Source organism: Alteromonas sp. W12 (genome assembly GCF_001924945.1).
Lineage (GTDB): Bacteria > Pseudomonadota > Gammaproteobacteria > Enterobacterales > Alteromonadaceae > Alteromonas > Alteromonas macleodii.
In genome coordinates this window covers 164405-184464 of record NZ_LQXH01000010.1, presented here as the reverse complement: position 1 = coordinate 184464, position 20060 = coordinate 164405, and the positions used below count along the sequence as shown (strand labels likewise).

General features: G+C 45.9%; 17 protein-coding genes. 10 read left to right on the top strand and 7 right to left on the bottom strand.

Annotation, left to right across the window (positions count from 1 at the left end):
* The first annotated feature begins 202 nt into the window (after positions 1 to 202).
* Positions 203 to 1750: a GGDEF domain-containing protein gene (locus tag AWH61_RS16270; protein WP_249922672.1), complete on the top strand. Its 1548-nt coding sequence runs from the start codon at positions 203 to 205 to the stop codon at positions 1748 to 1750.
* Positions 1751 to 1791: 41 nt separating this feature from the next.
* On the opposite strand, the gene AWH61_RS16265 is transcribed toward AWH61_RS16270, so the two are convergent.
* A complete protein-coding gene (locus AWH61_RS16265; protein WP_039226907.1) occupies positions 1792 to 2676 on the bottom strand; it encodes an ArgP/LysG family DNA-binding transcriptional regulator in 885 nt (294 codons plus the stop codon).
* A 177-nt stretch (positions 2677 to 2853) separates the two neighbouring features.
* Between AWH61_RS16265 and AWH61_RS16260 the strand changes: the two genes are divergently transcribed.
* Positions 2854 to 3456 carry a LysE/ArgO family amino acid transporter gene (locus AWH61_RS16260; protein ID WP_014975330.1) on the top strand — a complete coding sequence of 201 codons (603 nt, stop codon included), beginning with the start codon at positions 2854 to 2856 and terminating at the stop codon, positions 3454 to 3456.
* Between the two features lie 115 nt (positions 3457 to 3571).
* Entirely contained in the window at positions 3572 to 3889 is a 318-nt protein-coding gene (locus tag AWH61_RS16255; protein ID WP_014947823.1) for a DMT family transporter, read from the top strand.
* A 74-nt stretch (positions 3890 to 3963) separates the two neighbouring features.
* Here the strand turns inward: AWH61_RS16255 and AWH61_RS16250 are convergent, their stop codons facing one another.
* The gene (locus AWH61_RS16250) at positions 3964 to 4680 is read right to left on the bottom strand and encodes a DUF1499 domain-containing protein (protein ID WP_014977950.1); all 717 of its coding nucleotides are present in this window, start codon (positions 4678 to 4680) and stop codon (positions 3964 to 3966) included.
* A gap of 196 nt (positions 4681 to 4876) precedes the next feature.
* Between AWH61_RS16250 and AWH61_RS16245 the strand changes: the two genes are divergently transcribed.
* From AWH61_RS16245 to AWH61_RS16220, 6 genes are all read left to right on the top strand, one after another.
* The gene (locus AWH61_RS16245; protein WP_075177641.1) at positions 4877 to 5569 is read left to right on the top strand and encodes a DNA-J related domain-containing protein; all 693 of its coding nucleotides are present in this window, start codon (positions 4877 to 4879) and stop codon (positions 5567 to 5569) included.
* Positions 5570 to 5885: 316 nt separating this feature from the next.
* A complete protein-coding gene (locus tag AWH61_RS16240) occupies positions 5886 to 7031 on the top strand; it encodes an efflux RND transporter periplasmic adaptor subunit (protein ID WP_014947826.1) in 1146 nt (381 codons plus the stop codon).
* Between the two features lie 21 nt (positions 7032 to 7052).
* Positions 7053 to 10151 (top strand): efflux RND transporter permease subunit, encoded by a 3099-nt coding sequence (locus AWH61_RS16235; protein ID WP_014947827.1) that lies wholly within the window; start codon positions 7053 to 7055, stop codon positions 10149 to 10151.
* 56 nt (positions 10152 to 10207) lie between these two features.
* Positions 10208 to 10705 (top strand): alpha/beta hydrolase, encoded by a 498-nt coding sequence (locus AWH61_RS16230; protein WP_014947828.1) that lies wholly within the window; start codon positions 10208 to 10210, stop codon positions 10703 to 10705.
* A 113-nt stretch (positions 10706 to 10818) separates the two neighbouring features.
* On the top strand, positions 10819 to 12660 hold the full coding sequence (locus AWH61_RS16225) for a bifunctional acetyl-CoA hydrolase/transferase family protein/GNAT family N-acetyltransferase (protein WP_014947829.1): 1842 nt from the start codon (positions 10819 to 10821) through the stop codon (positions 12658 to 12660).
* Complete coding sequence (locus tag AWH61_RS16220; protein ID WP_014947830.1) at positions 12657 to 13637, top strand: histone deacetylase family protein; 981 nt, start codon at positions 12657 to 12659, stop codon at positions 13635 to 13637. The genes AWH61_RS16225 and AWH61_RS16220 overlap by 4 nt, the downstream gene beginning before the upstream one ends.
* Positions 13638 to 13732: 95 nt before the next feature.
* Here AWH61_RS16220 and AWH61_RS16215 read toward each other — a convergent pair whose 3' ends face one another.
* From AWH61_RS16215 to AWH61_RS16205, 3 genes are all read right to left on the bottom strand, one after another.
* Positions 13733 to 14473, bottom strand: a complete 741-nt coding sequence (locus AWH61_RS16215) for a MauE/DoxX family redox-associated membrane protein (protein ID WP_039236791.1) — start codon at positions 14471 to 14473, stop codon at positions 13733 to 13735.
* Between the two features lie 122 nt (positions 14474 to 14595).
* The gene (locus tag AWH61_RS16210) at positions 14596 to 15114 is read right to left on the bottom strand and encodes a DUF6436 domain-containing protein (protein ID WP_014947832.1); all 519 of its coding nucleotides are present in this window, start codon (positions 15112 to 15114) and stop codon (positions 14596 to 14598) included.
* 36 nt (positions 15115 to 15150) lie between these two features.
* Entirely contained in the window at positions 15151 to 16632 is a 1482-nt protein-coding gene (locus AWH61_RS16205) for a methyl-accepting chemotaxis protein (protein ID WP_075177640.1), read from the bottom strand.
* A gap of 173 nt (positions 16633 to 16805) precedes the next feature.
* Here AWH61_RS16205 and AWH61_RS16200 point away from each other — a divergent pair, with 173 nt between their 5' ends.
* Complete coding sequence (locus AWH61_RS16200) at positions 16806 to 17678, top strand: ATP-grasp domain-containing protein (protein WP_075177639.1); 873 nt, start codon at positions 16806 to 16808, stop codon at positions 17676 to 17678.
* An 81-nt stretch (positions 17679 to 17759) separates the two neighbouring features.
* On the opposite strand, the gene AWH61_RS16195 is transcribed toward AWH61_RS16200, so the two are convergent.
* Positions 17760 to 19202 (bottom strand): DUF3300 domain-containing protein, encoded by a 1443-nt coding sequence (locus tag AWH61_RS16195; protein WP_075177638.1) that lies wholly within the window; start codon positions 19200 to 19202, stop codon positions 17760 to 17762.
* A gap of 135 nt (positions 19203 to 19337) precedes the next feature.
* Complete coding sequence (ribA, locus tag AWH61_RS16190) at positions 19338 to 19952, bottom strand: GTP cyclohydrolase II (protein WP_014947836.1); 615 nt, start codon at positions 19950 to 19952, stop codon at positions 19338 to 19340.
* Positions 19953 to 20060: the final 108 nt, after the last annotated feature.

Below are 20060 nucleotides of genomic sequence, written 5' to 3'. Positions count from 1 at the left end.
ATAGGAAAAATATACATTTCTTGTCATTCCGCAGGATATTTTTCAGCGTTCTCACATTTTTAAACTAAGCTTAATGGGTGTGAGTTTTTATACCAGAATATAAATACTCATAACTCATCTTTGTGTAATAGCCGTACAGGGATATTTTTGCTACACGGATTTAGCTGCGGTACCAGTAGGAAGCAAATCTATGGCATGTGGAGTGTCGCGTAATTTTGTTCGCTTGTTGTTTGGGTTGATTTTGCTGACGTTCGGCACGTTTGCCAATGCAGCGTGCGTCATTAATGCTGAAAATGGTACTTCTGATACTGATACCGATAGTGCTCTGTCTATCGTACTTAAAGAAGGTGCACAGCGACTTTCGTTAAGCTGCGATGTCAACGCGACTCACGTTCTTTATTTCCCAAGAAACTACCTTTCTTATAATCAGCTGTATGACAGCGAGATGCAAAAAGTCCCCAAGTTAACCGGCGCATTTGAGTCCTATGCAATAGATAATACCCATAAGCGTCTATTTTTAGATATTAACTCTCAGGTAGAGCGACCTGTCAGGCTAAATATCGCTACGTTAAATGATTTTCAGACGTTGGCGTCAATACATACCTTCACATTAAGCTTGTTCATCGGCTTTTGCTTAGCGTTAACCTTGTACGTAGGAATGCTGGGAACGAGTATGCGCAACTACGGCTTTTACTCCTACAGTTTCTATGTGCTCAGTGCGGCAATTTTCTTTTTGCTTCAAGAAGGGTTACTGAACATTGCGTTTCCCCATGTCGCCTTTTTCTCGAACTTTAAACTGCATCTGTTATTCGCAGGGATCACGGTATTTGCTGCGGTAAAGTTTCTTGATCAACTACTCGATTTCAAAGCACTGCTAAAAGTATGGCAGCGCCAGTTTATTCTGGGAATGGCGTGTTCGGCACTGGCACTTTCATTTGTGCAGATCATTCTGTCCACTTCTGATGCGATGAGAGTAAATAGTACGCTAAGTCTTATCACGCTGATAACAATGACCTGTACGCTATCAAGCTGTATTTATGCCGCCTACCGCAAAGTACATTGCTCAAACTTAGTATTAATGGGTATTGCTGTCATGGTGTTTTCCATGATGTTTCGATTGGTTTTTTCAGACGTGTCAGCGTTTATGTACCGCTACGGACTTATTGTGGGAATAACTATTGAAGCGTTTATTTTTGCTATTGCCACGTCGAGAAAGGTAAAAAAGCTCGATGACGACAGGCTTAGTGCATTCAAACGTGCGTCTACAGATTCCTTGTGTAAAGTGCTAAACCGCAGTGGATGGGAGGGGATAGCACAAAGCCTGCTTACTAACTTCAACAAGGAAGGAGGATATTTGACCTTGCTATTTATCGACGTTGATAACTTCAAGGAGATTAATGATCATTACGGGCACCATTGCGGCGATAAAGTGCTGCAGGTTATTGCTAAAATTCTGCTGAGCCGATGCCGAGACCAAGATGCAGTAGGGCGCCTTGGCGGCGATGAATTTGTGGTGCTAAGCCACTGTTACAGTGAAGGACAATCTGAGCGCTTGGCTGCGCGCATAGAAGCCAGTCTTCTGGAAAGGGATATTAGAACCGATAACGTTGTTATTTCTGTTACGGCAAGCGTAGGCACATACATCACAAATGAACGCTGCAAAGATCTCACCACTCTGTTAAATAAAGCAGATAAACTGATGTACAGCGTTAAGGAGAAGCATAAGACGGCTCAATTGGCGTCTTCTTAATTAACCTTCCAGCAACGTATCACACACGCAGTGTATTAGGGTCATTTAAGCTGCGCTTTCGCTATATTTTTTACGGCTTTGGTCAAGTCGGCAAGCGCTGCCGATTCAAGGGTTGTCCAATGCCAAAATAACGGTACACCAAGCTCTTTTTGAGGAAATAACGGAACGAGATCGCCTTCGTTAACCTCTTGTTCAACTTGAAGCGTGGGTAGCAAAGCCCACACCACGCCATCTAGCGCCATTTTGACAAAGCCATGAGACGATGGATACCAATGACAAGTTGTAAAAGAGGGGGCTATGTTTAAACACTCTCGTTGATAATCAGTCAGCAAAGTCACATCGTATTCGTCGTACAGCAAACCCGGTGTACTCATCACGCTCTGGGGGGATATTTCTTTATGCAGGTATCGCTCAATGAAGCGAGGCGATGCATAAAGTTGATAGCGCATGGTTCCCAGTCTTATAGATTGCCCACCGGTAACGGGTGTACCTGTTTGGCTAATGCAAGCCATCACACGGCCTTGCTGTAATATGTCTCGGGTTTGAGTTTGATCCGCATTAACAATATGAATCGGGTTGGCACGCTTATCACTAAACGCGGCCATTACTTGCGAGAACCAGGTAGCCAGCACATCGTTATTCACGGCAACGCTTATAGGTGCAGCCGACGCTTCTAATCCACTTTGTATATTCAGCGCTTCTTCTAATACGCTTACTTTTTGAATATGCGCCAGCAGCTCTTTTCCCAGTGGCGTAGCGCGAAGCGGCTTGGTGCGAACCATCACTGGGCCGCCGACACTCTGCTCTAGCCGTTTTATTTTTTGCGATACCGCCGACTGGGTGAGGTTTAGGGCCTGTGCACCTTTTTCAAATCCGCCGTAGCGTAACACTTCATGAAAGCATCGAAGCGCGTCGTAATCCAACATTAATGACTACCTGTGAAAAGAAGGTTATAAGTATTAATTTTGCTTATTCAAAACAAATATCATTAATTTAATTTAGTCTTTCAAGGTGTATAAAATCAAGCCAATTATTCAGCATGTAACCTTAAACCGCGTTACAGCTACGGCGTTTGAACTTATTTACACTAAGAGGCATTTATCATGTTGGCGGCAGCAACAAGTGGTTTCGTGATGGGCGGTACCCTAATTATTGCAGTAGGCGCACAAAACAGTTTTTTGATTGAGCAATCGATGAAGCGACAGTGGACAACCTTATTTGTCCTGCTGTTTATCCTAAGCGATGCTATCTCAATAAGCTTAGGAGCGATGGGCTTTGGCTTGCTATTGCAGGAATACCCAATGCTGGTGTCTATCACCAAGTGGGCTGGTGTTGCGTTCTTACTGTGGATTGCTTTTAACAAAATAAAATCATCTTTGGCCAACGACGCGCTTGTTTTAGAAATGGCGAAAAAGCAACTGTCGTTCAAAAAAGCACTGCTCATTGCGTTGGCAGTAACTTGGTTAAACCCCCACTTTTACCTAGACACTTTATTATTGATGGGAAACTTAGCGAGTCAGTGGCAAGAAAATAAATGGTGGTTTGTGGGTGGAGCTATTGGTGCATCGGTGGTTTGGTTCGTAGGTTTGAGTACCTTAACCGCACGTTTTGCACACCATATGCAGCGCCCTAATTTCTGGCGTTGGTTTAACCGTCTTAATGCTGCGGTATTAGGTATGGTAAGTATTCAGTTGGCGAGTTTGTAAGGCAAAAGCGCTAAATAGCAAAATATTACGACGCGTCGAGTACGCTTTATGATTTAAGACGGTACGCTACGCATCTGTGATAGTTGACGATGAGCGCGAAGAGAGGGATAGACTGGTGAGCTGGATTTATTTGATTGTGGCGGGCCTTCTGGAAATTGGTTGGCCTGTTGGACTAAAAATGTCACAAGAGGCGGAAACCCGCGTAATGGGTATTTTACTTGCGGTTGGGTTTATGGCTGCCAGTGGTTTTTGTTTATGGATGGCGCAAAAACAAATTCCAATTGGTACGGCGTACGCTGTGTGGACAGGAATTGGCGCCGCGGGCACATTTTTAGTGGGTGTTATGTTTTATGGCGACCCCTCGTCATTGGCACGATATTTCGGCGTAGCGCTTATTGTTGCAGGAGTCGTTGTCTTAAAGTTGGCCCACTAAAGTTAGGTCCAATTACAAAAAAGCCCGTTAGCTTAGTGCGAACGGGCTTTGTTTTTTAAGCGGGTGGTCAGATTTTAGTGATATCCAAGTTGATTTCTAAGCTCTGCCATAAAGGTTTCGATACGTTCAGCATTCTTGCCTAAATCACTTTTCCCTACTCGTGATTTGCTGCGGATGTCAACCAGTGTGTCATCGCTTTTAGCGGTTAGACGAATAACTACGTCGTCTTTAAAACCAAACCACGCTGTGGTGTCGGTGGCTTCTAAGGTGTTCGGCAATGCGCCTTCGTTAACGCGTTCCCATCCAAGCGCCTCTATGGCTTTTTCTGCAGCGATGTAGACCTCATTTGCAGGTTGTGGCAGCAGTTGAGTTTTAATTTCAGGGTAAGCTTCTAGTTGCTGCTTAGTGACTTCACCGCCTTCGTAAGCGATGGAGTTAGGCGCACCTTCGCGTAGCGGAGCAATTGCAACGAACTCCGGCGGATTAGTGACATCGGTAGTAATGTCATGGATCGGAGGAACTGCGCTGGCTTTGCTCATCATGCTCACCGGCATTCCTACAGCAACCAGGGCAAGAATGGCACAGATAAAGGTGCTTCCCCAGCTAACGTTTTTACGGTTAATCAAAACCTGCAAAATAATGAGTATCAACGCTGCGCCGCCCACATACACGCCAAATCGCAGTGAAGTAAATGCGGTGCCTAAACTCACACCGGCATACTGATAAAGGGGGCCGGGTAATACCACCATAAGAAAACCGACAATACTGGTAAGGGCAATGAGTGCTTTCAAGTGAACTCCAAAGTTATTATTTTATTTTTACTAAGCTACTTTAACAGTGAACGTTGCGTTTTGGATTACTTTCTAGCAATAAAATCGGTACTAGGCCAATATTTAACATGTTTGTACACTAGGGCTGTTGGTCTTTAACGTACATCAAAGACCAGCAGGCCCTGGATGAACCCTATTTAAAGCAAGGTAATTAGTTTTGCAAAATCAGCCTGATGCCAGCGAAGCTTACGTGCTTCAAGCCGAACTACTTGTTGATACGTTATCGACAAAAAAGCCGCTTTTTCAACGTGGTGTGAGCGAGTATGAGCTCATTGAGATTTTGAAAAAAGCGCCATATCACTTTTTTGATGACGCTTCGTTACGAGAGCCTTTAATGCTCTTTAAAACCCATTTCATTGTGTTTCACGCCCTTTATCAACTTAAACGTCGTTGGATAGAGCAGGGCGAAGGCGTGCTAGACATTCATACTCTTAATATTAAGCTAAACCAAGAAAGTGCCCACAGCGACAAAAATAGTACCCACAGCGACAATGATAAAGAAAGCCAAGATAAGGTTGGAGCAATAACCGAAGCTGATGCCTTAGCTGAATACTACTTAGACTGGGGCAATTTTGAGAAGGCCGACAGAAAAAGTGTAGATGCACTGCTCAATGCGTTTTGGCATCGCATGGCCTCAGGAAACGCGCACACCTTTGAGCAGGAAGATATTTCTGATGCCCACGCGCTTCTGGGCCTGCCCCAAGATGAACATGTTTCTTTGTCGGTACTAAAACGAGTATATAAAAAAGCCCTGCAGTTGGTTCACCCTGATAAGGGAGGAACGCAACAGGAAGCCCAAGACGTCATTCACGCCTACCAGTTATTGCTGGGGTATTATTCGTTAAAATAGAACGTTAAGTGCGCTGTGATTTCGCTTTATTCGTATAACGTATACACGCTCAGGTATTTGACCGACAACTTCAGTAATTTCAACTTCATTGACTTTTATTATCATCTATAAATGCGCACAATATGACCTATAAGAGCGTAGATCCGTATCAATGATCGCTTAACTATGCCACTTCAAAACCAATTATCGCAGTTTCAGGCTTTGAAATGCGCTAGATAATTCGGTGCACCGGAAGCAATAAGCTTTAATTTTAAAATTGGATATGCAGAGCAAAGGCCGTGTTCTGTACAAAAAGTTATTGGGAAATAGAAAATTTATGAGTCGCATTTTTTATGTTACTGCAGCATTAATAACCCTTGTCGGCGTTATTGGGTGTTCGAATGAAGGCGAGCAAGCACAGCAAGGTGCTCAGCAAGGTATGCCTGCACCCTCAGTATCGGTAGTTACACTGAAACAAGAACCTGTAGTACATGAAATGGTGTTACCGGGCCGAGTAAGCCCGTCTCGTCAATCTCAGGTGCGTCCTCAGGTAGATGGTGTTATTACGGAACGCTTGTTTGAAGAAGGCGCACATGTAGAAAAAGGACAACAGCTTTATCAAATTGACGAAGCCCGTTATCTAGCACAGTTAAATAGCGCAAAAGCCGATTTGAAAAGTGTTCAAGCGAACCTTAAAACGTTGGAAGCAAAGGCGCGACGCTATGACGACCTTGTTGCGCAAAACGCGGTAAGCAAACAAGAATATGACGACGTAATTGCTCAGAAAGATCAAGCGCAAGCGGCAATCAGCGTAGCTGAGGCTGCTGTTGACGTAGCGAAGGTTAACATGGGTTACACCAAAGTGTACGCCCCAATCAGCGGGCGTATTAGCCGCTCTTTTGTTACTGAAGGTACCCTTGTTACTACGAACCAATCTCAGCAACTTGCAACCATTACACAGCTTGACCCAGTTTTCATTGATATGCAGGAGTCAGGTGCGTCAATTATTACGCTTCGTCAGTCAATGAGAAACCAAGGTTCGATGGATGTTGAATTAACGGTAGATGAAGTAACAGGCAAGCGTTACGACCAAACAGGCAGCGTTAAATTTTCTGAGGTAACGGTTGATGAGACCACTGGGTCGGTAACACTTCGTGCTGAAATGCCAAATCCAGATGGTGTATTGCTGCCTGGCTTGTTTGTGAAAGGCCACGTCATTACTGGACGCGAAAATGCGCTGCTTGTTCCTCAACGCGCAACGACACGCCAACCAGACGGTTCGCTTTCAGTTTATGTTGTTAACCAGAACAACGAAGTAGAAGGTCGTACCTTGGAAATAGGCAAAATCTATCGAGACCAATATGTTGCCCTAAGCGGTGTGAGCGAAGGCGAAAAGGTAATTGTAACTGGATATCAGAAGGTGAAGCCTGGCGCGAAAGTTAATCCGTCGGAGTGGCAACCATCATCACGTGGCTCACGATAGCAAACAAGGGATTTAAGTAATATGGCTCGTTTCTTTATAGACAGGCCCGTGTTTGCATGGGTGCTGGCAATTATCACAATGATGGCGGGAGTGTTGGCAATTACCTCACTCCCAATTGAACAATATCCCAAGGTGGCACCGCCCTCGGTGACTATCTCAGCAACGTATCCTGGAGCATCTGCAGAAACCGTAGAGAACTCGGTTACTCAGGTGATAGAACAAAGCCTGACGGGAATTGATAATTTACGTTATTTCTCGGCAAGCAGTTCGAACAGCAGCATGTCTATTACGCTCACTTTTGAGCCTGGTGCTGACCCTGATATTGCGCAAGTACAAACTCAGAATAAGGTGCAGGGTGCACTGCCACTGTTGCCTACTCAGGTACAGCAACAAGGGGTAACCGTAACTAAAGCAAATAGCGCATTTGCATTGGCAGTTGGCTTCTATTCTGAAGACGACTCAATGACGCAATATGACCTGAGCGACCTGTTAGTTTCTCAATTTCGCGACCCGATTTCCCGTGTTAATGGAGTGGGAAATGTACGGGTATTCGGTGCGCAGCGTTCAATGCGTATATGGTTAGATCCAGATAAACTGTACAGCTACAATCTTACACCTACTGACGTTCAAGGCGCCGTTCAGGTACAAAATACAGATGTGTCTGCTGGTCAATTAGGTGGCATGCCTGCAATAGAAAATCAGCAAATTAACGCGACTATTCAAGCTCAAAGTCGCCTTCAAACCGTTGAAGATTTCGAAAACATCGTACTTCGCGTAAATACCGATGGTTCTCAGGTTCGCGTGCGTGACGTTGCGCGTGTTGAACTGGGTGCGCAAAGCTACGACGTTATTGTTCGATACGATCGCAAGCCTGCATCAGGTATGGCGATAAGCCTTGCCTCTGGCGCAAACGCACTAGATACCATTAAGGCAGTAAAAGCCCGAGTTGAAGAACTGCGCTCGAATTTGCCAGATACAGTTAAAGTGGTTTACCCGGTTGATAGTTCTCCTTTTATCGAGCTGTCTATCGAGTCGGTAGTACATACGCTTATTGAAGCGGTAGTACTGGTATTCTTGGTGATGCTACTGTTCCTTCAAAATTGGCGTGCAACGTTGATCCCTACCATTGCGGTACCTGTGGTATTGCTCGGCACCTTTGCTGTGCTACTGGCATTTGGCTTTAGTATTAACGTGCTAACCATGTTTGCTATGGTACTTGCTATCGGCCTGCTCGTAGATGATGCCATCGTGGTGGTGGAAAACGTTGAACGTATTATGGAAGAGGAAGGTCTCTCACCTGCCGAAGCCACTAAAAAGTCGATGACTCAAATCACAGGTGCACTTGTTGGTATTGCGGCCGTGCTTTCAACGGTATTTATCCCAATGGCGTTCTTCAGCGGCTCAGCAGGCGCTATTTATCGTCAGTTCTCGGTTACTATCGTGTCGGCTATGGCATTTTCGGTATTGGTCGCCATTGTCCTTTCACCGTCTTTGTGCGCCACGTTATTGAAAAAGCATCCGGAAAACCATGACAAGAACAAAGGCTTCTTTGGCTGGTTTAACCGCACGTTTAACAAAGGCCGCGATCGCTATCAAAAGACTACAACTCATATGGCGCAACGCTTTAAGCGCTATTTCGTTGTTTATGGTTTGCTGGTAGGTGGTATGGCATTTATTTTCAGCCAGCTTCCTGGCGCGTTTCTTCCAGATGAAGACCAAGGGCGTATGATGGTGTTGGTAAGCACACCGCCTGGTGCAACAGCTGGCCGTACGCTCGAGTCTATCAAGCAAGTGGAAGACTATATTCTTGAGCAAGAACAAGACGCGGTTAACGGCATGTTCGCGGTTGTGGGCTTTAGCTTTGCGGGTCAGGCGCAAAACGCGGGTATGGCTTTCTTAAACTTCAACGACTGGAGTGTAAGAGACGAAAACAATTCTGCGTTTGCAGTGATGAACCGAGCTTTTGGCGCGTTTAGCCAAATTCAAGATGCTTCAGCCTTTCCCATAGTGCCTCCGCCTATCATGGAACTAGGTAATGCAACGGGCTTTGATATGCAGCTGGTCGACCGTGGTGGAAATGGTCACGAAGCGCTGATGAATGCGCGTAATCAGCTGTTGGGCATGGCAGCGCAGAATCCAAAGCTGGCTGGCGTTCGCCCCAATGGTTTAAGTGACGTACCTCAATTTAAAATCAATATTGATAGCGAGAAAGCGTCGGCACTTGGATTGAATTTAAGTGAGATCAATAACGCGCTTCAAATAGCGTGGGGGTCCAGCTACGTAAATGACTTCATTGATAAAGGTCGAATCAAGCGTGTTTACATGCAGGCAGATTTGCCTCATCGCATGACCCCTGAAGACTTGGATAAGTGGTTTGTTCGCAACAGCGACGGCGAGATGGTGGCGTTTAACACGTTCTCGACCACTGAATGGGTTTATGGCTCACCGAAGTTAGAGCGTTTTAACGGCGTGTCGTCTGTCAATATTCAAGGTAGTGCTGCTGAAGGTATCTCTTCGGGTGAAGCAATGGCTGAAATGCAGAAATTGGTTGAGCAGTTACCGCCAGGCTTCGCAATCGAATGGTCAGGCCTATCTTATGAAGAGCAGGAAGCAGGCTCGCAAGCGCCTATGCTTTACGCACTATCAATCTTGATTGTTTTCTTGTGCTTAGCGGCCCTGTACGAAAGCTGGTCTGTACCATTCGCCGTTATGTTAGTGGTGCCTTTGGGTATTCTTGGCTCGGTAACCGCTGCGTTTATTTTCAACTTGCCGAACGACGTGTACCTGCAAGTAGCGTTTTTGACTACCGTAGGTTTGGCGGCGAAAAACGCTATTCTTATTGTCGAATTTGCAAAAGAACAGTACGAAAACGGCGAAGATTTAATGACTGCGGTTTCAAATGCAGCCTCTCAGCGTTTCCGCCCAATTCTAATGACGTCAATGGCGTTTATTTTGGGAGTAACACCGTTAGCACTAGCTAGCGGAGCAGGCGCAGCCAGCCAAAATGCAATAGGTATTGCGGTTATGGGTGGTATGTTCGCCGCTACCTTCTTGGCGATTTTCTTCGTGCCCATGTTCTATGTGCTAGTAGAAAAACTCTTTCACAGGGAAGACAAGTAACAAGCAAGTGCGCTAGAGTGGGAAAAACTTTTCATTTTTGAATAGGGATATCGGTAATGACCACCGTTGTTTTTTCTCACGGCAAAGAAAGCGGTCCATGGGGCAGTAAAATAACAACGCTTTCAAATGTAGCGAGCGATATGGGTTTTGGCGTCGAGAGTATTGATTATCAAGATCTCGACTGCCCGGAAGCTCGCCTAGCGCGACTTAAAGAGTTTATTGCTGAAAAGTGCAATGATGTTGTTCTGGTTGGCTCAAGCATGGGCGGCTATGTGTCACTTGCCGCAGCAAGCCAAATCTCGGCACGAGGCGTATTTCTTATGGCTCCTGCACTGTATTTGCCAAACTACGAAATTCAACGGTTCCCCTACGACGGCTACGTGAGCCTAGTGCACGGCTGGAATGACGATATCGTGCCTATCGAAAATAGCTTAAAGTACGCGCGCCATCAAAAAGCTCAGCTCTTGTTACTTAATGACGGCCATCGCCTCGCGAACAGCAAATCTGTTATTTCTCCGTTTTTCAGAAATTGGTTGGAAAAATTTCGATACTAATGATGAACCGGTAAGCCTACGACCAATCGCTTATAGTTCACGCTTACGCAAATGCGGGAAAGCGCCTGTTTTTATGGCATGATGAGTTATTGCTTAAAACAGGGCAGATGGAAATGACATTTAGTTTACCTCAAGCGCCACAATGGTCGTCGCTGATAAAGTCTGGTTGCCGTGTCTTTGTTGGTGGAAATGCCTCGGTGCCGCATGCACTAGTGCAGCATCTCATTGATAACAGCGAAGGGTTTAGCGACATCGAGCTGGTTCATATGCTGGCCTTAGGCGACACCCGTTGGGTGAAAGAAGAGTATAAAAACCTCTTTAAAGCGAATACATTCTTCATTGGTGGCGAAGCCATGCGTAAGGCGGTCGATGAGGGCCGCGCTGACTATACCCCCGTTTTCCTGTCTGAAATATCAAGCTTATTTAGCGACGGTACACTAGCACTGGATGCTGCGCTGGTTAACGTAAGCCCACCCGATGAATTCGGTTATTGCTCACTAGGTCCTGCTGTGGATATTGCTATGTCGGCAATTAGACAAAGCAAAAAGGTCATTGCTCAAATTAATCCTCAGGTGCCAAGAACCGCCGGGCACTCTTATATTCATATCAGCGAAATAACGGCCTGCATTGAAGCCGAAGAGCCGCTTGTGGAAGTAACGCCGCCGCCTATCGATTCGGTGGCAGAGCGAATTGGTCAGTATGTTTCAATGCTGGTGGATGATGGTGCAACGCTGCAATTTGGTATTGGGAAAATACCGAGTGCCACCCTTAAATATCTGTGTAACCACAAAGACCTAGGCATTCACAGCGAAATGCTCACGGACAGTATTATTGAACTGTTGGAGTCGGGTGCTATCACCAACAAGAAGAAGACTTTCCACCCCGGTAAAATTGTTACTAGCTTTGCTATTGGTACTCGCCAGCTTTACGATTTAATCGACAGCAACCCTCACATCGAGTTTTATCCAAGTAGCTACGTAAACAAACCCACCAATATTGCCAAGAACGATAATATGGTTGCCATTAACAGTGCGCTTGAAGTGGATTTAACCGGTCAGGTGGTGGCCGATTCATTGGGCTACGACTTTTACAGTGGCATAGGCGGGCAAGTTGATTTCGTAACGGGCGCGTCTATCAGTAAAGGTGGGAAAGCGATTATAGCGCTACCTTCTACTGCAAAAAATGAAACCATTTCCCGTATCACACCCCGTATAAGTGAAGGGGCGGGTGTTGTTACTTCGCGGGGGAATGTTCAGTACGTGGTGACCGAATACGGCATAGCATCGCTTAAAGGCAAAAGCATTCGAGAGCGTGCATTGGAACTTATTCGTGTGGCACACCCCAAATTCCGTGCAGCGCTCTTAGAAGAAGTAAGACAGCATTATTGGGTACCTCATTATCAGGAAAAGTACCCAACCGATATTCCAGAACTGGGTGCTATTCAGCTTAAAAAACTGAATATTCAGGGGGAAACCTATTACATGCGCCCGCTGAACCCCGCCGATGAAAGGCGTTTGCAGGAATTCTTTTACTCCCATACGAAAGAAACACTAAGGCTGCGTTACAACTACGACCCGAAGCAAATGTCGCGCGAAAAGTCGTGTAATTTAGTGTCGGTGGATCAAAGCTCAGATGCTGCGTTATGTATTGTAAGGCAAGAAGGCTCCCGTATTACCATTCACGCAGTAGGGCGTTTTTACTTCAATCCAAATGACAATACCTGTGAAGCAGCGTTTGTTACCCGTGAAACCCAGCAAGGGAAGGGGATGGCAAGCAGGCTGCTAAACGAATTGATCAACGTTGCGAAAAAACGAGGCATTGCAAAGATGATGGCCTACGTGCGTGGCGACAACAGCCCGATGATTGCCATTTTCGAGCAAGCGCAATTTAAACGGAAGTTCACTGGCGACCCCAGTGACATAGAGTTAGTACTAGATGTGGCATCACTCGCATGACAATTAAAATTTTTCGCGGCAAACACGGCACTAAACACGACTTAGGGAAAGATCATCCTGAGTCACCGGATCGCCTGTTCGCCATAGACGACCAATTACTGTCTTCTGGACTCGATATGGTGTGTGAGCACGCTGATGCTACGCCTATTGCTGAAGCTTATCTTAAGCTAGCCCACGACCCTTACTATGTGAAAAGTGTGTTTGAGCATGCGGCTCAATCCATATTTAGCGACCACGAAAAAACGCTCTATTCCGAACGCAAGGATAACGTGGCATGGTTAGACGAAGATACCGGCTTGATGCGACACAGCTTAAATGCAGCACTTGAGTCGGCTGGAGCGGGATGTAACGCGGTGGATTGGGTTATGGAAGGCAGTGACAGGCAGGCGTTCTGCGCGACAAGGCCGCCAGGTCACCACGCTACATACGACAGCGCCATGGGCTTCTGTATTTTTAATAACATTGTTATAGCTGCGCGCTATGCCCTTCAAAACTATGAACTAAAGCGCGTTGCCATAATCGATTTTGATGTTCACCACGGAAACGGTACCGAGCAAATTGTTGCTGGCGATCAACGCATCATGCTTTGCAGCAGTTTCCAGCATCCTTTTTATCCACATAGTGGCTCACCGGTGTCGGCAAGTAATATTCTTTCTGTGCCGCTAGAAGCAGGCTCTACAGGTGAAGTATTTAGAGAAAAAGTTCAACACTGGTTTAACGCATTGCGCAACTTTCAACCTGAGCTGATTTTTATCTCAGCGGGTTTTGATGCCCACGCAGAAGATCCTATGGCGCATTTGCGACTGGTGGAAGACGATTATTTCTGGATAAGCCAACAACTTCGCGCAGTGGCTGACGAGTGTTGCCATGGTCGCATAGTCAGCATGTTAGAAGGTGGCTACGATTTAAGTGCACTAGGCCGCAGTGTGGTGTCGCACCTTAAAGGTATGAGCCGCCCTATTGAAGAAACTCAATAGGGTCTCATAGCAAGTGAATTATCGTGTTGTTAATTCAACGGGTAAACACGGTAATAGATACCAGCTCAACACCGGTGCATCGGCCTTCATTTAGTTTAGGCTATCCATCGTGTAAGCATGTAAAGGCCAGCACCTAACATGGCAAGGTTTTCGGTAAGCGATATAAACCCAAGAGGAAGGTCTGAATTACCGCCCACACAGGCGCACTTAAGTTCACGTTTATCGATATATACCGCTTTAATAACTGAAACTGCACCTATTGCACCGATAAAAATAGAAACAGGTGAAACTAATAGTGCGGGAAGCCCCGCTAGCATACCAAGCCCAGCAAACGCTTCTGCGAAAGGGTACACATACGCGTACCTTACGTGCTTCATTGCCAGTAAGTCATAAGTAATGAATTGATTTGAGAACGCTACAATGTCCTGTAGTTTTTGTAATGCGAGGATCACCATGGTGATGCCAATGAAATTCATTATGAAAGGTTCAATACCTGTCGGGAGCCCACCTTTTAGCATGAGCGCAAATACCACAAGGGCGGCTAAAGAAAAAATCACAATGATAGGTGTGTAGCGCGAACCGAACTCACTTTCTTGCTTCAAATTGAAATAATCTCGTAAGTCATCATAGCCACCAATTCGCTTATCATCGATAAACGTTTGCGGCGTGGTTTTCACATTATGCTTCTCTTTAAAAGCGTCAGTTTCACTTCGGTTGGACAAGTGATGGTCTTCAACATCGTAGCCCTTTCTTTCTAGCAAATCTTTCGACTTAAGTCCGAAGGGACAAATGTGATCAGGGGTAACCATGCGATAAAGAACGGCGCGCTTTGACATTGTGGACTCCTTGTAAACCTTTCACGAAACGGCACCTAGTGCGCAAAATATGCGCGCCTTCTGCCATGTTTATAGTGATATCACGATATACAAAGATAAGTTACATAATCTATGCCAAGGGTTTAACAGAAGCATCCAGTTGCATCAGTGTTAATTACCGCACCGTTGTAGGGGAGTTGTGTGGTATAGCTTACAACCTGTTCGACAAGGTTCTTTCCGGTAAAGCATCCGTAGCCCGTTGCGTATGGACCTAAATAGCGAAGCTGATTTTGCATGTCTAAAACTATCAGCGCGGGCACTGCATCAAGCATAGCGGCGAGTTCTGGTACGTCTTCTATATTCACTCTGACTTGATGAAAGTCATTTCCTAGCTTTGTTAATAGCTGAGTCTGGTGAGGTGTAGTTAACGTTTCACAGTAGCAACGAGACTGCGTTCCCACATGAATAACAGAACCAGGGGCAATGTTTTGTTCGTTTAGTAGTTCGACAAGTGAAGCGTCAAAATTAGGCGCTGTTGTGCGGTGAAGTAAATCACCATTTGGGTCGAAGGAAGAAAGCTGGCGCTGACCGTAAACCAACAAGGCGGTGAGTAAACTCACCGCCCATAACAACAAAAGTATCCAGCTTGTTTTTTTATGCATAACCCAAATGCCAACAGCGTGCTTCTAGCGCTTTGGTTAAAGCTTAAATCGCTCGATAGCACTGCGCATGCGTTGAGAGATTTGTGACAACACCTCAACTTCGCCTGCTAGCGATTCAGCGGTAGCCAGTTCCTCAGAAGTGAATTCGCTTAATCGCGCCGTACTTTGCGCTATAGAAGACGATGCGGTTTCTTGCTCCACCGCTGATGTCGCTATTTCGGTCATGCTTTCGCTCGCTTCGCGAATTTGCTGCATGATCTGGGTCATGGCTGAAGTGGCGTTATCGCTCGATACAACGGCTTCATCAACCAGCTGAATGCAGGTTTGCATTTGTTCGACTGAACTGGCGGTTTGGGCAACTAGCTGCTCAGTAATACTTGTGATTTGGTCTGCACTTTCTTTTGAGCGAATAGCCAAAGTGCGTACTTCATCGGCAACAACGGCAAAACCTCTGCCGTGTTCTCCTGCGCGGGCTGACTCGATTGCTGCGTTCAACGCAAGCAAGTTAGTTTGCTCGGCAACGGCGGTGATGGAGCGCATTGCGTCAGAAATATGCGCGCACTGCTCGTTAAGCGCCGAGTTTGTCTGCGCTGCCGCATTTAATGTGTTGCGCAGCGAATCTATGGTGCGGCTTGTGTTGGAAATAGAGTCGCGCGTAGTCTGCGAAGAACTTTGTGCCGCAGAGGCTTTGTCGCTGGCAAGGGTTGTTTGTTCGGTAGACAGCTGCATCGTTTGTGCGATTTCTTCTGACGATGCCGATACCATGGCAATCTCTTGGTCAGTGTTTCTGCTGATTTCAAACATGTTGTTTGCCGCCAGCTCCATCTTGTCACAGCCTCTAACAACTTCGTCTGTTAAATTTGAAGCAAGCTCAATTAATGCTTTTACTTGGTCGATGAGCTCTGCGAAAGGTCTCACAATCTTGTGGCCTCGGTTAAGTTCAATAGATAAATCGAGTCTACCGTCACCCTTTTGCATGGTCTCAATAGCTAAGCGCAGTTCAGCCGCACCGGCACCTTCTTGATGACTTTGTTTAGCCATGTACATCAAAACACCGCCCTCAGAAAGCGCGAATACGGCGTGCATCAGCAAAATAGGAAAGGTTACGTGACCTTCTTCAAAAATAAATAACGGCGCGCCGCCCGCTTGTAAAAAGAAGAACGAAATATGATGTACAGCAACGACTGCGGTGCCGGTTGCCACCACTTTCCAGTCTCTAAAGTAGGAAAGAAATGCCAGAAGAACAAAGATTTCAAAGTGGACTTCAATTAACCCGAATGACTGGTGGATGTGGAGGGCTGTCAGCAGTTGAACACCGATAGCCATCGCATGGCGACTTATCGCTGAATAGGGGGTTTGCAAACTAAGGGCAAGTGGTACGGCAGCAATTGGAATACCAAGAACAAATGCAGGAAGAATCTCGCCAGAATAAACACCGATGCCAATCGCAATCAGCAGTTGGATAACAATTACAACGCGAAAAATCTTGTGACCTTCTAGGAGCCAAGGGTACTGCATGCCAATCTCCGACAAGTATTTGGGATTAAGTGTAGGTTAAAAATGAGGGGTGTGCTAACTTCGCAACAGTTTACGTAAGTCACGGTTTTTACGCCATTTAACTTTTGTATAGAAGTTACTGTTATTAAAAAAGTTTAATCTTCGAATGCCTAAATAAGCTAAAGGACACAATCATGCCTGCCATCGCCTTTCTTTCTACTGACCACCTTGAAGACTTTTTTGTGTACGACGAGCTTTTGATCCCGTTTTTCAATGATAACGGTTGGTCTGTAGAAACCATATCTTGGCATAGTCAGTCAGAAAACTGGGATAGGTTTGACTACGTGATTGTGCGCAGTACATGGGATTATCAGCAGCATCCAGAGGCCTTTCTGGCTTGTTTGACTCAAATTGATGCGTCGAGAGCAACCTTGCTCAATCCATTGCCTCTTATGCAGTGGAATATTGAAAAGCACTACTTAAAAGACCTACAGGACAAGGGCGTGCCTATTGTAAGGACACGGTGGAGTAATGCATTTAATAACAGTGTTATTGATGAGGCCTTTTCCCATTTCAATTGCGACACTGTGGTGGTTAAACCTACGCTTAGCGCTAATGCTGATGATACGTTTAAGCTCTCGGTCTCAAATTGGCATGAACAGCAACAGGTGCTTTCTGATACGTTTAATCAACGTGATTTCATGATTCAACCTTTCTTAAATAGCGTGGTTGAAGAAGGGGAGTACTCGCTTTTCTATTTTGGCGGAAAGTACAGCCATGCCATTAAAAAGGTTCCGCAGAAAGGCGATTTTCGCGTACAAGAAGAGCACGGGGGGAGCTTACATCCCGTTGCCGTAGATAAAGAACAACTTGATATTGCCCAGAAAGCATTGTCAGCAATGCCTTGCGAAGCACTTTATGCACGGGTTGATTTAGTCAGGCAGGGCAGTGGCTGGGCGATAATGGAACTTGAACTTATTGAGCCCTCTCTTTACTTCAATTTAGATGAACAGTCTCCCCTGCGCTTTGTCGACGCATTGATAAGCTTTCATTTGAATAGGGCCTAAGCGTTAAATAAATGAAAAGTGAAGCCAGCAAATTATAGGTTTGCTGGCTTACTGATAGGAAACTAACGTTCTAATTTAGTGCTAACGCATTGTCTTCTCAGTTCGTCCCTGCTTTATCGTCCTGTTTCTGCTTGATTCAGAAGTCTTAACTTGAGCACGGCTAACTGAAGAAGTACTCGCCCGCTCAATTCGTCTTGGCTTACTGCTCTCTCGAGCCACCGGCTTGTTTTGCGGACTCGTTCTTTCAATTCGCTCTCGATTTATGTTTTGTTTAGCTGGGCGTTTTAGCGTGTTTTCTCTATTAGCATATCGCTTCGACTCTGACGGCGTTGATATCCGAGCGGGTTTGTCCCGCTTTAACTGGCTTAGCGTCCGGTCTCTAGTTGGCTTCTCGCTTCTGCTCGCCGCTTGATTGCGTTTTAGCGCGTGCTCAATGGATTGTTTGCGGCTTACCGAGTCTTGTTTGTTCTGAAAACGACTTTCTCTAAGTGGCGTTACCTGTTTTGGCTCAATAGTGCGTCTTACAGTCTTGGTATTTTCGGTACGCGCGATGGGTCTTACGGTATTTCTGTCATTTTGGCGTTTCGATGTGTTTACCGTGCTAGCGTGTTTATTCGACAAGTGCTTTGCCCGCGACACACCCGCATGTTCATATCGCGAAGGCGCATTGTGAACTACTCGAGTAGAGTAACGCGCACGACGATGCACCGTGTTGTGTTCCCAGCGACGATAGTCTCGGCTTATTACGCGTTTTCTTGGGCTACCGTGATAATACCGGCGTACAGGCTCGCGGTGAATAACCACATGGCGGTTATGCCAGTGCACGCTGCCAAAGAAAAAGAACGTAGAAAGATGAATACTAGGAGACCAATAGACATTGCTATGATGATGATAGCTTACGTGATGACGCCAGCGAACTGGTGAAGTTGTGTGCCACCAGTGACCGTACACAACATGAGGGTCGTAATAAGGCACATACACCACTTCCCGCTGACGGGGCTCAATGTAAATTATTTCGCGAGTAGGCTCACGTTCCCGTTCAACTTCAATGTAGTCATTGGTCACCAGATTGCCAGTGTTGAGGGCGTGTTGTCGAAGCACCTGCACGCGGTCTAGCACACGGCTTTGATCAATTAATACGTTATCACCAAGTTGCTGTAACCACTGAAGATCATTCGCCATGGTGTTGAGTAAGTCGGTAAAAGGAGCGAGTGCTTTTACGCTGGGATCCCAGTTAACATTCGCCAGCACATTTTCTACCTGCTCCGGGGTTAAATGCTTGTTGCTTTGGCGCCAGCGGTCGGCTGCAACTACATCAAGCGGGTAGGTAGCCGCAATCAGTATGTGAGTAAGCAGGGTATCAGGATAAAGCGCAATGGGCGCAAGTACACTGTCTAATTCAGCGTCAGAATATTGCTGCGTTGACGCAGAAACATGTGCAAGGTTGGCGTTCGACTGGGCGATGGCAGGTAGCGCTGAAACACTAGACAGTGCGACAATCACAGATAAGGTTATGTTTTTCATACATTCTCCTTAGCGCATGAGCAACGGCTTTTCGCGCGCTAAATGGTAAGTCTGTATACGTTATAACCAGTCTATGATTAACCCAAGCTGAATAGAAAACGCCCACATCGGTGTGGGCGTTTTTAAATAACTCGTCTATTTGAAAACGTGGGGGTCGAAAGCGTGCCCAAGCTTTTCTGTTTTCGTCTTTAAGTAATGCTTGTTGTCTTTGGTGATACCGTGGTCAATAGGCTTACGTGCAACCACGTCTATACCAAGCGCTTTTAGTGCTGCCAACTTTTTCGGGTTGTTTGTCATAAGCTCAACATGCTTCACATTCAGCGTATCTAGCATCAGCTTGCAGATATCGTAACTTCTTAAATCGGCGTCAAATCCAAGATGTTCGTTAGCTTCTACCGTGTCCATGCCACTATCTTGAAGGTTGTAGGCGCGAATTTTATTTAAAAGACCAATACCGCGACCTTCTTGGCGAAGGTATAACAGCACACCGTGACCATTATCGACGATATTTTGCATGGCTTTTTCTAATTGAAAGCCACAGTCACAGCGAGTGCTAAATAAAGAATCGCCTGTTAAGCATTCTGAATGGATACGAATTGGCACTACGTCGTCTTCTTTCCACTCTCCATAAGAAAGGGCAACGTGTTCTTGGCCGCTGGCTTCAACAAAGCCGTGTATTTTAAAATCACCCATGCGAGTGGGTAATTTTGCGGTACTGACATATTCGTATTTAGGCTGTTTGCTACTCATGTTACTTCTACACTTTGGACAGTAGGCAATAAGTGGGGATGACTTCTTTTTTTGCAAGTCTACCATTTTATTATACGCGAGTTGACGCTAGTGCTATCACTTTTTTCG

Excerpts from the sequence above, each read along its gene's own strand:
- AWH61_RS16265 (WP_039226907.1), bottom strand. The coding sequence starts at position 2,676 with ATGTTGGATTACGACGCGCTTCGATGCTTTCATGAAGTGTTACGCTAC.
- AWH61_RS16260 (WP_014975330.1), top strand. The coding sequence starts at position 2,854 with ATGTTGGCGGCAGCAACAAGTGGTTTCGTGATGGGCGGTACCCTAATT.
- AWH61_RS16240 (WP_014947826.1), top strand. The coding sequence starts at position 5,886 with ATGAGTCGCATTTTTTATGTTACTGCAGCATTAATAACCCTTGTCGGC.
- AWH61_RS16235 (WP_014947827.1), top strand. The coding sequence starts at position 7,053 with ATGGCTCGTTTCTTTATAGACAGGCCCGTGTTTGCATGGGTGCTGGCA.
- AWH61_RS16230 (WP_014947828.1), top strand. The coding sequence starts at position 10,208 with ATGACCACCGTTGTTTTTTCTCACGGCAAAGAAAGCGGTCCATGGGGC.
- AWH61_RS16225 (WP_014947829.1), top strand. The coding sequence starts at position 10,819 with ATGACATTTAGTTTACCTCAAGCGCCACAATGGTCGTCGCTGATAAAG.
- AWH61_RS16220 (WP_014947830.1), top strand. The coding sequence starts at position 12,657 with ATGACAATTAAAATTTTTCGCGGCAAACACGGCACTAAACACGACTTA.
- AWH61_RS16215 (WP_039236791.1), bottom strand. The coding sequence starts at position 14,473 with ATGTCAAAGCGCGCCGTTCTTTATCGCATGGTTACCCCTGATCACATT.
- AWH61_RS16210 (WP_014947832.1), bottom strand. The coding sequence starts at position 15,114 with ATGCATAAAAAAACAAGCTGGATACTTTTGTTGTTATGGGCGGTGAGT.
- AWH61_RS16205 (WP_075177640.1), bottom strand. The coding sequence starts at position 16,632 with ATGCAGTACCCTTGGCTCCTAGAAGGTCACAAGATTTTTCGCGTTGTA.
- AWH61_RS16200 (WP_075177639.1), top strand. The coding sequence starts at position 16,806 with ATGCCTGCCATCGCCTTTCTTTCTACTGACCACCTTGAAGACTTTTTT.
- AWH61_RS16195 (WP_075177638.1), bottom strand. The coding sequence starts at position 19,202 with ATGAAAAACATAACCTTATCTGTGATTGTCGCACTGTCTAGTGTTTCA.
- ribA (WP_014947836.1), bottom strand. The coding sequence starts at position 19,952 with ATGAGTAGCAAACAGCCTAAATACGAATATGTCAGTACCGCAAAATTA.